Annotated in this window: 14 protein-coding genes; 13 read left to right on the forward strand and 1 reads right to left on the reverse strand. The window is 33.5% G+C overall.

Annotated features, from left to right (window positions below):
* The first annotated feature begins 85 nt into the window (after nucleotides 1-85).
* The 13 genes from EVJ34_RS10730 (at nucleotide 86) to EVJ34_RS10790 (ending at nucleotide 13,151) form a co-directional block, all read left to right on the forward strand.
* A complete protein-coding gene (locus EVJ34_RS10730; protein WP_131485616.1) occupies nucleotides 86-1,210 on the forward strand; it encodes a glycosyltransferase family protein in 1,125 nt (374 codons plus the stop codon).
* On the forward strand, nucleotides 1,200-1,793 hold the full coding sequence (locus EVJ34_RS15965; protein ID WP_131485617.1) for a DapH/DapD/GlmU-related protein: 594 nt from the start codon (nucleotides 1,200-1,202) through the stop codon (nucleotides 1,791-1,793). Before EVJ34_RS10730 ends, EVJ34_RS15965 begins: the two co-directional genes overlap by 11 nt.
* A 55-nt stretch (nucleotides 1,794-1,848) precedes the next feature.
* Nucleotides 1,849-3,033: a glycosyltransferase gene (locus tag EVJ34_RS10740; protein WP_131485618.1), complete on the forward strand. Its 1,185-nt coding sequence runs from the start codon at nucleotides 1,849-1,851 to the stop codon at nucleotides 3,031-3,033.
* Between the two features lie 184 nt (nucleotides 3,034-3,217).
* Nucleotides 3,218-4,003, forward strand: coding sequence for a GT-D fold domain-containing glycosyltransferase (locus EVJ34_RS15745; RefSeq protein WP_161568910.1), 786 nt, complete (start codon nucleotides 3,218-3,220; stop codon nucleotides 4,001-4,003).
* Between the two features lie 16 nt (nucleotides 4,004-4,019).
* Nucleotides 4,020-5,042, forward strand: a complete 1,023-nt coding sequence (locus EVJ34_RS10750) for a WaaS/CpsH family glycosyltransferase (RefSeq protein WP_131485620.1) — start codon at nucleotides 4,020-4,022, stop codon at nucleotides 5,040-5,042.
* Nucleotides 5,043-5,122: 80 nt separating this feature from the next.
* Nucleotides 5,123-6,160 (forward strand): EpsG family protein, encoded by a 1,038-nt coding sequence (locus tag EVJ34_RS10755; RefSeq protein ID WP_161568911.1) that lies wholly within the window; start codon nucleotides 5,123-5,125, stop codon nucleotides 6,158-6,160.
* A 28-nt stretch (nucleotides 6,161-6,188) separates the two neighbouring features.
* A complete protein-coding gene (locus EVJ34_RS10760) occupies nucleotides 6,189-7,613 on the forward strand; it encodes an oligosaccharide flippase family protein (RefSeq protein ID WP_131485622.1) in 1,425 nt (474 codons plus the stop codon).
* Between the two features lie 21 nt (nucleotides 7,614-7,634).
* The gene (gene rfbA, locus EVJ34_RS10765; protein ID WP_131485623.1) at nucleotides 7,635-8,513 is read left to right on the forward strand and encodes a glucose-1-phosphate thymidylyltransferase RfbA; all 879 of its coding nucleotides are present in this window, start codon (nucleotides 7,635-7,637) and stop codon (nucleotides 8,511-8,513) included.
* A gap of 23 nt (nucleotides 8,514-8,536) precedes the next feature.
* Nucleotides 8,537-9,103 carry a dTDP-4-dehydrorhamnose 3,5-epimerase gene (gene rfbC, locus EVJ34_RS10770; RefSeq protein WP_131485624.1) on the forward strand — a complete coding sequence of 189 codons (567 nt, stop codon included), beginning with the start codon at nucleotides 8,537-8,539 and terminating at the stop codon, nucleotides 9,101-9,103.
* On the forward strand, nucleotides 9,100-9,963 hold the full coding sequence (gene rfbD, locus EVJ34_RS10775) for a dTDP-4-dehydrorhamnose reductase (protein WP_131485625.1): 864 nt from the start codon (nucleotides 9,100-9,102) through the stop codon (nucleotides 9,961-9,963). The genes rfbC and rfbD overlap by 4 nt, the downstream gene beginning before the upstream one ends.
* Entirely contained in the window at nucleotides 9,953-10,948 is a 996-nt protein-coding gene (gene rfbB / locus EVJ34_RS10780; RefSeq protein WP_131485626.1) for a dTDP-glucose 4,6-dehydratase, read from the forward strand. The genes rfbD and rfbB overlap by 11 nt, the downstream gene beginning before the upstream one ends.
* Entirely contained in the window at nucleotides 10,945-11,970 is a 1,026-nt protein-coding gene (locus EVJ34_RS10785) for an NAD-dependent epimerase (protein WP_131485627.1), read from the forward strand. The genes rfbB and EVJ34_RS10785 overlap by 4 nt, the downstream gene beginning before the upstream one ends.
* A 14-nt stretch (nucleotides 11,971-11,984) precedes the next feature.
* Nucleotides 11,985-13,151: a nucleotide sugar dehydrogenase gene (locus EVJ34_RS10790; protein ID WP_131485628.1), complete on the forward strand. Its 1,167-nt coding sequence runs from the start codon at nucleotides 11,985-11,987 to the stop codon at nucleotides 13,149-13,151.
* A gap of 343 nt (nucleotides 13,152-13,494) precedes the next feature.
* Here the strand turns inward: EVJ34_RS10790 and EVJ34_RS15750 are convergent, their stop codons facing one another.
* Nucleotides 13,495-13,647: a hypothetical protein gene (locus EVJ34_RS15750; RefSeq protein WP_161568912.1), complete on the reverse strand. Its 153-nt coding sequence runs from the start codon at nucleotides 13,645-13,647 to the stop codon at nucleotides 13,495-13,497.
* Nucleotides 13,648-13,677 lie beyond the last annotated feature (30 nt).

The following is a 13,677-nucleotide window of genomic DNA, read 5'->3' on the forward strand; positions in this document are numbered from 1 at the left end:
ATACTAAGCTTGCGCAGCAACAAATTTTTTGATTGTGTCAGAACAATAAAAAAATATTATTCTTTAAATAGTGAGGCGTAAACCAATGAAAGTAGTAATTGTTAATTGTTTCGATACTTATGAAGAGAGAGTTAAACTCATTCGAGATTTTTTTAAAGAACAAGGTGATGAAGTGTCAGTTATTTCATCAGATTTCAGCCATTCAAGTAAAAAAAAGCGTGAAATAGAAGAAAATGGTTTTTTTTACTTGAAAACAAGACAATATAAGAAGAATTTATCTTTTAAAAGATTAAAGTCTCATCAAAAATTTTCTGAAGAAGCTTTTATGAAAGTAAAAGAAATTGAACCTGATGTTTTATATATTTTGGTGCCGCCCAACTCACTTGTTAAACAGGCTGCGTTATATAAAAAAAAATACCCGAAGGTCAAAATAATACTTGATATTATTGATTTATGGCCAGAAACACTTCCGTTAAAGAGAGGTAAGAATTTATTCCCAATAAGTGCTTGGAAAAATATAAGATCTAATTATGTGAATTGTGCTGATTTAATTATTACAGAATGTGATTTATACCAAGAGGTTCTGGTTAATGAATTAAGAGATATTCCACAAGTCACTCTGCATCTTGCTAAAAACAAAATTCAATTAAATAAAAATGTAATGCTGAGTAATGAAAAGTTCGATATAGCTTATTTAGGGTCAATTAATAATATAGTAGACATCGATCAAATCGTACAAATAATAAATAATTTGTTAAAAGTCAGACCTGTAACTCTTCATGTGATTGGAAATGGGGAGAGTAAAGATACTTTAATAAATAGCGTAGCGATGACTGGTGCAAAAATTAAGTATTATGGAATTATTTATGATGAAAAAGAAAAACAAGATATATTTAGCAAGTGCCATTATGGTTTGAACATCATGAAACAAACAGTATGTGTAGGCCTTACTATGAAATCAATTGATTACTTTCAGCACGGACTTCCTATTCTAAATAATATCCAAGCTGATACCACAAGGATAGTCGAAAATTATTCAGTGGGTATAAACATCTCGGATGGATTTAACGCATTAAATAATTTAAATGATGAGTACTTCTTGCATCAAAGGATTCAAGTTAAAACAGTATTTGATGAACATTTCTCTATAGAAGCTTTTAATAAAAAATTAGAAACAATCTATAAGGAGAATTTGAAGTATGAAAAATGAATATAGTTTGATGGAATTAATTAGAAACGGGATATCTTATATAGTAACTAAGTGTTTCTATCGAAAGGCAAGATTGATTCGATTGCCATTTTATATTAGAGGTAAAAAAAAGATAATGTATGGGGAAAAATTCACGACAGGATATGGTTGTAGGTTGGAAGCTTTTGATATAAAAGGTGAAGAAACTACAAAAATTAATATTGGATATAATTGTAGAATTGGTGATCATGTACATATTGCAGCTGGAGAACAAGTTTTTATAGGAGATAATTGTCTCTTAGCATCTAAAATCTATATAAGTGATATTGCTCATGGAAATTATTCTGATAGTGCGTTTGCATCGAATCCGAACACACCTCCAAATGAAAGAGAATTAACCACTTCTCCTGTGAGAATTGGAAAAAATGTCTGGATAGGCGACAATGTTTGTGTTCTTCCTGGAGTTACTATAGGCGATGGCTGTGTCATCGGAGCAAATGCTGTTGTCAATAAAGACATACCAAAAAACTCAATTGCTGTAGGCGTTCCTGCGAAAGTTGTAAAATTTTTTGATGTCGAGAAACAGATTTGGAAGAATAAATAATCTTGTATTGCATATTAATAATATAATTTGATTTTGAGATTGAGAAGGTGAATAAATGATTGGACTATTTAGTTTCGATGGGCCTATGTACAAGGACATTAATGGAATATATTGTAACACCACTCTTACAAATGAAATGTTCTCTCGATATTTTGAAGTTGTCGATGAGTTAGTAGTGTTAATTAGAACCTTACCATTAGATAAAACTTACATAGAAGCTAATATGCAAAAAGTAGATTTAAACAATATGAAAATCATAGAAATTCCCAATTTAAACACTGTTAAAGGCTTTCTAATAGAAAGAAATGAGTACAGCAAAATTATTGAACAGTATGTTGGTAAATCCGATTTAATATTTGCAAGAATGCCAAGCATAATCAGTGACTTAACAATTAAGTATAGTTTAAAGCAAAAGAAGAAGTATTTCGTAGAGGTTGGAGGATGTGCCTGGGATGCTCATTGGAATCATGGCTTGTTAGGAAAAATTATAGCCCCATATGTATACCTTAAAGCGAAAAGCGGTATCAAAAAATCAGATTATGCTTCTTATGTTACAGAGAAGTGGTTACAAAAAAGATATCCTTCAAATGGTATAAATACATTTGCTTCAAATGTTTATTTAAACAAAGTAGATAATCATGTACTTCAAAGCAGATTAAAAAAAATTAATGATGTTGATTGTAAAAAACTTAAAATTGGAACAACTGCAGCAGTTAATGTGAAATATAAAGGACAAGAATATATAATCGAAGCTATTTCTATTTTGAATAAATGTGGTTATGACTTTACTTATGAGTTGGTAGGTGGAGGAAGTCCTGACTATTTAAAAAAAATAGCTCACAAATTTGGTGTGGAAGATAAAGTTACATTTAAAGGTTTATTATCAAAAAATGAAGTGATAAATTGGTTGGACACTATCGACTTATATGCACAACCGAGTAAGCAGGAGGGGCTTCCACGTGCATTAATTGAAGCTCTAAGTCGAGGTTGTCCTGCGATTGGATCAAACACAGCCGGAATCCCAGAATTATTAGAAAATAGTGTCAGATTTAATAAAGGCGATGTTAATGTAATTTGTGAAATATTGAAAAAAATGGATAATCCATCGCTATCAAATAATGCAATCATAAATTTTAATAAATCAAAAGAATTTGAGTTGGAAAATTTAAATTTTAAAAGAAACAGAATTTATAAAAAATATAAACAAGCGGTTGTGTCTATAAAGGAGACGTATGAATAATATATATTTACACTTATCAAAAACAAAAAACAAATTATCAAAAAGTAAAAGTGGAAAGTTAATTATTACCCTCTATAGAACTGTTTACGCACGGCCTTTGATTAAGTTTTACGCCTTAAAATTTTCATTAATAAAAAATAGAATGAATAAAATTCATTACTATACTAATGATGAGACTTTTAGTATGTTGAAAAATGAACATAAATCCTTGAGTAGATTTGGCGATGGAGAAATCGCATGGATTTATAAAGATGCAAAAGCATATTTTGGACAAAGTAACTCCGAGGAATTAAGTAGAAGGCTAAAAGAAGTATTACTTTCCAACGAAAATGAAGTTTTAATAGGGGTACCAGACTTTTTTGGTACGCTAAAGTACCATTCTAAAGAGAGACAAGAATCACGAAATGCTCATTTAGGAAAATACTATTACAGATGGATGGAATTATTGGATAGTAACAAAAAATATTCCGACTCATTGATCACTAGAACTTATAATGGTTTAAATAATTTCAATAGCAAACAAATATTTGAACAATGGAAAAAAATATGGGATGGAAGAAACGTCGTCCTCATTGAAGGCGGTCAAACTAGATTTGGTGTTGGCAACGATTTATTAGAAAATGCGTATTCTGTTAAAAGAATAATTGCGCCTTCTGAAAATGCATTTGATAAATATCATGACATCTTAGATTTTGTGAAAGCTAACAATAATAACGCCTTTAGTAATGATCTATATCTAATTGCCCTTGGCCCTACAGCAACTATTCTAAGTTATGATATTGCCATGATGGGATATCAAGCCATAGATATTGGTCATTTAGATATTGAATATGAATGGTACTTAAGGAATGCAACAAAAAAAATTCCTATTACAGGGAAGTATGTTAATGAAGCCGGAGGAACATTTGGAATTGATTTTGATGATGAAACACTCGAGAAATATAATAATGAAATAGTTAAATTTATTTGAAAAGAAGGTGAATTTATTGAACTACGTTATTTTTAATGATGGATTTAAAGATCTTAGTCGGCTATTTTTTTTAGATGTGGAAAATTCAAACAATGTCAGAGTGATACGAAGAAACAATATTTTTAAATTTTCTTTTTTAAATTTCATTTGTAAAGCTCATCTCTCTCATCGGATGAACAACAAATACTCTTTACCATTCAAAAAAATATGGTATAAAAAGTTATTAAATATAAACTTTGAGAAAGAAGATACAGTCTGCTTTATCATTACGGCTGATTGGTATTATCCAGATTTTTTAAAATACATTAAGACTCGTTATCCTAATAGTAAATTTGTTTTCTACTTTAGTGATACGGTAGAATCAAAACTTAATAAAATATCATATATGGATGTTACTCAAATGAAAAAAAAATTTGATTTAATACTATCTTATAATATGAGTGACGTGAAAAAGTACGACTTTATATATACTTCGATACCGTACTCTTTTGTCCCGGAAGAATGGAGAAGAGAAATTCAAGAGTATGAAGAAGTCGACGTTTTATTTATAGGAGCGGCTAGAAATCGTATTGGAGAAATAGAGACAGCGTATAAAAAATTAACTAAAGCTAAATTAAAATGCTTCTTTTATATAGTAGACAAGAACTATTCTTCAAAACAAGTAAAAGAAGGAATAATCTACAGTCCACATGCTATGCCGTTTAAAGAATTTATGGGAAGGACTATGGCTGCTAACTGTATATTAGAGATTTTAGATAAAGGTACTACAGGAAGTACTTTACGTTTTTGGGATGCCATTATGTATAACAAAAAACTATTGACTAATTATCCTTACACCAAAAAATCGAAATTTTATAATCCAAATTACATTCAGTATTTTACACTTCCAGAAGAAATAGATATAGAGTTTTTCAAAACTGAAAATGCTATTGATTATAAGTATATGGGAGAAAATTCACCAGAAACTTTTTTGAGTTTAATTAGCTCTCAATTACAAAAAAAAGATTTATTACAGGTCACAAATAAAGATCGAGGATAACTTTAATGACTATAATCATATATATATCTGCAATATTAATTAATTTATATTGCGGTCTAAAATACAAAAGCAGAATAAATATGCCGGTTTATTCTGTTTCCTTCATTTTCATATTTCTTTTAATTGCTGGTTATCGAAATACATCAGGACTATCTAACGATTTGTATTATTATGAATTAGAATATCAAAACTTTCTAGCGGGATCTTTAAGCCAGTATGAAATAGGTTATAAGATTTTAATGTCAATAGGTGGGATGATTACTGATGATTTTTACTTATTTAGAAGCATAGTAATTTTTCTATCTTTATTATTAGTTTTTGTCTCCGTGAAAAAATATTCTCCTAGTCCTCATTATGTCATTGCTTTATTTACTACGTACTTAGTGATTCTTAGCGCCGAACAGTTTAGATACTTTATCGCTTTTTCTTTGTTTATTATTTCATTCAATATTTTGTTGTTTTCAGACTATAAATTCAAAAAAGTATTTTCCGCGATTGTTTTGGGTTTAGCTACAAGTATACATTTTTCGTTTCTCATATATTTTGTTATTATTGCTCTGTTTTCAGAAAAAACTGAACAAACTATAAAAATAAAAGTGTTAGCGCTTATTACTTTCGTTTTCTGCATTGTAATATTTATCAATAACAATACAATTCCTGGATTAGAAACCTTAATATCAGGCATTGACGACTCAAAGATTCAAATATATTTGAACCAAAAAACAGAGTTTGGTTTTCTTATATTATTTCTCTTACATGGTTTTTCTCTCTTTCTCTCTGGCTGGGCAGTTAAATTATCTCAAAAGAGAACCGATGTAGGAACTTTAAAGAAAATCAAATTGATTCATCAAATAAACATATTATCGGTTATATTTTTCCCCTTATTTATGGTTCAAATCACATTCTATCGACTGATAAGGAATTTTTTAATTTTGAATTATATGTTGGTCTCAGGGATAAGCATATCTAAGGTTATAAAGCTAGACATGCGAGTCTCGTTCTTAGTATTAGCATGGACTTCAGTAATATGTTGGATATACTTTGATCTCGTTTTTAAAACACCAATGGAGGCCCTGTTAATTCCTTTTTTCACTGAAAATTATTATTTAAACTTTTAAAAAAACATAACAGGATTAAGGAAATTCAATGAATAATAAAGCTGTGATTTTTCTGAAAAACATTTGGTATTCGATTTTTAGTAACGTAATTACATTAGCTATTTCCACTATAACTATATTAATCTTTCCGAAGTTGTTAGGAGTTAACGATTATGGTCTTCTGCAACTCTATCTATTTTATTGTGCTTATGTAGGTTTTTTTCATCTAGGTCTTAATGATGGTATCTACTTAAGATATGGTGGTAAACATTACAAGGAACTAAACAAAAAAGTATTCTTTGAACAGTATTACGTGTTACTTATTACTCAATTACTATTTTTCATAGTCTTGTGGTTTTTTGCACATTTATTTGTTCATGATCCAGACAAAACATTTGTGGTCAAAATGGTTTCTATTTCAATGGTACTAGTTAATTTGCGGGTAATGCTTGTATATGTTTTGCAAGCTACTAATGAAATAAAAAAATACGCATTAGTTATGTTATCAGACAGAGTATCTTTTTTATTTGGTATCACATTCTTATTAATCTTTAATAATGGGTTGTACAACGAGATTATAATGATGGATTTAGCAGCAAAACTTATTTCATTATTACTTTCTATATATTACTGCAAAGAAATTGTATTTAATAAAAGTGCATTAGGATGGTCAGCTTTTGAAGAAGCAAAAAAAAACATAAGTGTTGGTATTAAACTTATGATTGCGAACTTCTCTAATCTACTGATAGTTGGAAACGTAAGGTTTGGAATCGAAAAAATATGGGATGTTTCTACTTTTGGAAAAATTTCACTAACCCTTAGCGTTTCAAATTTATTACTAGTTTTTATTAATGCAGTTGGAATTGTGATTTTCCCTGTCTTGAAAAGAGTTCCCAAAAAAGAATTGTCTCAACTGTACTTTACCCTAAGAACGTTACTTTCTATGTCTTTACTGGGGAGTATGATTCTTTTCTATCCATTAAGCTTTTTGCTCTTAATTTGGCTCCCAGAATATGAACTTAGTATTATTTATATGGGATTGCTTTTTCCTATAGTGCTATTTGAAGGGAAAATGGCACTACTAATTAATACCTATTTAAAAGCTATCCGAAAAGAAAAGATTATTTTATCGGTAAATCTACTTTTAGTTTTTTTAAGTTTTATAACCACGGCGATTGTAGTATATAATGTTCAAAATTTAACCCTATCTATTTTATCGATAGTATTTTTATTGGGTTTGAGATCTTTAATCAGTGAATATTTATTGACCAAAATACTTGGAATCCAATTTTTAAAAAGTGTTTTTCCTGAAATTATTATGATTACGTTGTTTATCACACTGAATTCTATAGCATCTAATAGTACGTCTTTTGTGCTTTATTCTGGATTTTATTCTCTTTATTTGTATTTTTTTAAAAACGAAATTAGCATGTCTGTACGTTATTTAACTAAAATCATTAAGACAAAAAATTAAATTCAAGAGGAGGAGTTACTAATGAAAGGAATAGTTTTAGCTGGAGGAAGTGGGACAAGACTTTATCCTTTAACCATGGTTACAAGTAAACAATTATTGCCTATTTATGATAAACCTATGATTTATTATCCGTTATCTACTTTAATGCTTGCGGGAATCAAAGAAATTTTAATTATTTCTACCCCTGAGGACTTGCCGAGATTTAAAGACCTATTAGGTGATGGTTCACAGTTTGGTATCGAACTTGAATATATTGTTCAACCAACTCCTGATGGACTTGCACAGGCATTCATTTTAGGTCAGGAGTTTATTGGAGAGGATTCTGTAGCTATGGTATTAGGTGATAATATTTACTACGGTAGCGGAATGCGAAACATTCTTCAAAGAGCAGCTGAGAAGACAAGTGGGGCCACCGTTTTTGGCTATCATGTGACTGATCCAGAAAGATTTGGTGTAGTCGAGTTTAACGAAGATGGAAAAGTGATTAGTGTCGAAGAAAAGCCAAAATATCCTAAGTCAAACTATGCCATTACTGGTTTATATTTCTACGATAATTCAGTTGTTGAGATTGCAAAGAATGTTCAACCTTCGGAACGTGGTGAACTAGAAATCACATCAATAAATGAAGCTTATTTGAACAATGGAACATTGAGTGTGGAACTGTTAGGTAGAGGATTTACGTGGTTAGATACGGGAACACATCAAAGCTTGGTTGAGGCAACAAATTTTGTCAAAACAGTTGAGGATCATCAAGGCGTTAAAATTGCAGCGTTAGAAGAAATTGCTTTTTTGAACGGTTGGATTGATAAACAGCAATTAGAAGAAGCCGGACAAAGCCTAAATAAAACAGGATATGGACAATACTTATTAGAAGTCGCAGCGGGTAAAATCAGATATTAAATATGGTAGGAGCGATATAACAAATGAAAGTTATTAATACTTTTTTAGACGGAGTAAAAGTTCTAGAGCCTAACTTGTTTGGAGATCATCGTGGATGGTTTATGGAAACCTTCAATTCAAGTTCATTAAAAGAACTAGGTATCACGAATGAATTTATTCAAGACAATCATTCATATTCTGCTGAAGTTAATACACTTCGTGGGCTCCACTATCAACTTGCACCTAAGTCTCAAACTAAACTAGTGCGCTGTACAAAAGGTTCTATTTTTGATGTGGCTGTAGATATTCGCAAAGATAGTCCTACGTACGGCAAATGGTTTGGAGTTGAATTGTCAGCGGAGAACAAGAAACAATTGTTGGTACCTAAAGGATTCGCTCACGGATTTTTAACGTTAACTAATGATGTTGAAGTTCAATATAAAGTTGATGAATTGTACTCTCCAGATCATGATCGAGGAATTATTTGGAATGATCCATCGATTAACATCGGATGGCCATCAACAGAGCAACCTGTTCTTTCGGATAAAGATCAGAAGGCACCGCAATTAAAGGATGCTGACAATAACTTTATCTACGGAGAACAAATATGAAAATACTTGTAACCGGATATAATGGACAACTTGGCTATGATGTCGTTCGTGAAGGACGAAAGCACGGCCTAGACATGATTGGCAGTACGATTGAGGATTTAGATATTACTAATGCAGATGAAGTTACTAAATATGTTCACGATTTAAAACCGGAAGCAATAATTCACTGTGCAGCATACACGGCAGTTGATCGAGCAGAAGAAGACCGAGAGATAGCATGGGATGTAAACGTAAATGGAACAAAATATTTAGTAGAAGCAGCTAAATCCATTCAAGCAAAATTTTTATACATTAGCACTGACTACGTCTATGAGGGTACTGGTGATCAACCTTACACTGAAGAATCGAAAATTTTGCCACAAAGTTATTATGGCCTTACAAAGTATGAAGGTGAGCGAGTGGTTCAAAATCTTTTAGAAAATTCTTTCGTTGTTCGAATTTCTTGGGTCTTCGGTATTAATGGGAATAATTTCATTAAAACGATGCTACGTTTAGCTGAATCTCATAAAGAATTGAAAGTGGTTTCTGACCAGATCGGTTCACCAACTTACACACACGACTTAGCTAAATTATTGATTAATATGATTCAAACGAATAAATATGGTGTTTATCAAGTAACTAATGATGGATATTGCAGTTGGGCGGATTTTGCTAAAAAAATATTTGAAGTAGCTGGAAGTTCCGTCAAGGTAGAAGGTATCACTTCTGAAGAGTACCCTACATTAGCTATAAGACCAAAAAATTCAAGAATGTCAAAGCAAAAGTTGATTGCTAATGGATTTGAGCCTCTGCCACATTGGGAACAGGCTCTTGCGCATTACGTAAATGAATTAAAACAAGAGGTGCAAAATGACAGATAAAAAAATTCTTATCACAGGTGGAGCCGGATTTATTGGGGGAAACTTTGTACATCATATGGCTTCAACTTACCCCATGTATAAAATTTATAACTTGGATTTGTTAACTTATGCTGGGGAGTTGGCTAAACATAAAGATTTAACTGAAAACCCAAACTACAAGTTTATTCAAGCGGATATTGCTGATTACGAGTTAATCATGAGTATTTTTAAGAAGGAAGAGTTTGATTATGTCGTTCATTTTGCAGCTGAAAGTCACGTGGATCGCTCGATTACCGATCCAGGTATTTTTGTAAAAACTAACGTAATGGGCACACAAGCACTATTAGATGCTGCTAAAGAGATTGGTGTGAAAAAATTTGTTCACGTGTCAACTGATGAAGTTTATGGAGAACTAGACTTTGATCCGACTACATTCTTTACGGAAGACACTCCACTTCAACCTAATAGTCCTTATAGTGCTAGTAAGGCCGCCAGTGACTTCTTAGTTCGCTCTTACCATGAAACGTTCGGTTTACCGGTTAACATTACTCGTTGTTCAAATAACTATGGTCCATATCATTTCCCTGAAAAATTGATTCCACTCACAATTTCTAGAGTCCATAATGATCAGAATGTACCTGTCTACGGGAACGGACAAAACATCAGAGATTGGTTGCATGTCGAAGATCATTGCAAAGCGATTGATTTAGTTTTACACGAAGGTCTAAACGGTGAAGTTTATAACGTTGGTGGACATAATGAGAAAACTAATTTAGAGGTCGTTAAAACTATCATTAAACATCTTGGAAAATCAGAAGAATTAATCGAGTTTGTCGAGGATCGTCTCGGGCACGATAAACGATACGCAATTGATCCAAGTAAGCTTGAAGCGCTTGGATGGAAACCAGAACATAACTTTGATAGTGGGATTAAACATACGATTGAATGGTATCTTGATAATGAAGAATGGTGGAAGCCATTGCTTAATGAAGGTGTAGAAGTATGAAAACAATATTAATCACAGGTGCTGCTGGCTTCATCGGCTCTTACTTAGTTAAAGCTTTGGAAAATGAAGAGTTAAGCATTATCGGAATCGATAATTTAAATAGTTACTATAGCGAGAAATTAAAAGCAGATCGTTTGGCCGAGCTTTCTGAACAGTCGAACTTTAAATTCGAAGAAGTGGATATTTCTGATTCAAAGAATTTGAATTTAGTATTTGAGACGTATAAACCTGCTGTCGTAATTAATTTGGCTGCTCAAGCTGGCGTTCGATATTCAATTGAAAATCCTCAAGCATACATGGATTCAAACATGCAAGGTTTCTTAAACATTTTAGAGGCATGCAGAAATAATCCTGTTGAACATTTGATCTATGCGTCATCGAGTTCTGTGTACGGTGGTAACAAAGTTGCTCCCTTCTCAACGAACCATAGTGTAGATCATCCTGTCAGTTTATACGCTGCGACTAAAAAATCGAATGAGTTGATGGCACATACGTATAGTCATCTTTATGGAATTCCAACTACTGGTCTACGATTCTTTACCGTCTACGGTCCTTGGGGACGTCCTGACATGGCTTACTTCTCTTTCACGAAAGATATTATTGAAGGGAACCCGATTAAGGTGTTCAATCACGGTAAGATGGAGCGCGACTTTACTTATATCGATGACATCGTAGAAGGTATTGTTAAACTGATTCCTAATGCTCCTAAAGCGAACCCTGAATGGGACGAAACGATTGATTCAACGAGCGAAAGCTTTGCTCCATATAAAATCTATAACATCGGTAACAACAAACCAGTAACGTTGATGCAATTTATCAATACGCTCGAACAGAAGATTGGTAAAGAAGCCGTAAAAGTCTACATGGATATGCAACCAGGTGACGTCTACCGTACTTATGCGGATGTCTCTGACCTTGTACGTGATATCGATTTTCAACCAAACACATCAATTGAAGAAGGCTTAGGTAAATTCGTTGATTGGTATATGGAATACTACAACGTAAAAATTGTGAATACTTAATCAGGGGGTTTATCATGCGAATTACAGTAGCCGGGACTGGTTATGTCGGCCTTTCGATGGCCGTTTTACTTGCGCAACACAATGATGTGACTGCATTAGATATTATGAAAGACAAAGTCGATGTGATTAATGCGAAGCAGTCTCCAATTGTTGACGCTGAAATCGAAGACTTTTTACAAAATAAAAAATTAAATTTAGTTGCGACAACGGATAATCTGACAGCTTTTAAAGATGCAGAGTATGTAGTGATTGCAACACCTACAGATTATGATCCAGTTCGTAACTACTTCAACACTCGTACAGTGGAGAGCGTAATCGCAACGGTTTTAGCAATCAATCCTGATGCGATTATGGTCATCAAATCAACTGTACCGGTTGGATATACGGATGAAGTAAAAGCAAAATTTGATACTGAGAACATCATTTTTTCACCGGAATTTTTGCGTGAGGGCCAAGCATTGCACGATAACCTCTATCCGTCACGTATTGTTGTCGGTGAGCAGTCAGAGCGTGCTGAAGTGTTCGCGAACTTGTTAAAAGATGCTGCAATTAAAGAAGACATTACGGTGTTGTTGACTGACTCGACTGAAGCGGAAGCCATCAAATTGTTCTCGAACACTTATTTGGCGATGCGTGTCGCGTTCTTTAATGAACTTGATACATACGCTGAAGTGCGTGGTCTTGATTCCAAGCAGATCATCGAAGGTGTAGGGCTCGATCCACGTATCGGCTCACACTACAATAATCCATCATTCGGTTACGGTGGTTACTGCTTGCCGAAAGATACGAAACAGCTGCTTGCCAACTATGAGGACGTACCGAACAACATCATCGGAGCAATTGTAGACGCAAACCGGACACGTAAAGACTTTGTCGCAGAGTCGATTCTGAAGCAAAATCCGAAGCGTGTCGGCGTCTATCGTTTAACGATGAAGACGGATTCGGACAACTTCCGTGCGTCTTCAATCCAAGGGATTATGAAGCGCATCAAGGCGAAAGGTGTCGAGGTCGTCATCTATGAACCGGTTCTAAAAGAAGAGTCTTTCTACAACTCACCTGTCATCAATGATTTTGAAGCATTCAAAGAGACAGCAGACGTCATCGTCACGAACCGTTTACATCCTGAGCTTGAAGATGTAGCGGATAAAGTTTATACACGCGATTTGTACAGTCGTGACTAATCATATGGCAGCACGAGGAAACAGTCCCCGTGCTGCCATATTTTCAATCTTCTAAGTTGTCGATGGCATTTCAACCTTCTAGATCAATTACATACGAGTAGTGGTCGATAGTTTGAATGTATTATGACCTAGTAATTGACGGCTTACCACCGAACTGTCTCCGTTCCGGTAACAAAACTATGACGAAACATGTAGGCGTGAAAGCTAAAATAAATAGGAAAGACAATCATTCTTTTCTATGCAAACTAAGTAAAATCGTTATAAAGCATAGAAATGATTACGGCCACGAGTTTTTACCGCCTCTGACATTTTATTTACCACCAAATGCCATGTTCGGTACCACTCAGTGACATATGTCGACCATCATGTGACTCAAAGTCCGTTGGACAAGGGATTGCAGCATTGTGAGCCATCGATTGCGGACGACTGAGCCACCTAGTGCGAAGAAAAGAGCCATCACTTGGATGGCTCGGACGTCAGCGTGTTGATATGCCATGGCGTTCCCTCATCGATATTTCACCGTCGA

Source organism: Exiguobacterium sp. SL-9 (assembly GCF_004336985.1).
Lineage (GTDB): Bacteria > Bacillota > Bacilli > Exiguobacteriales > Exiguobacteriaceae > Exiguobacterium.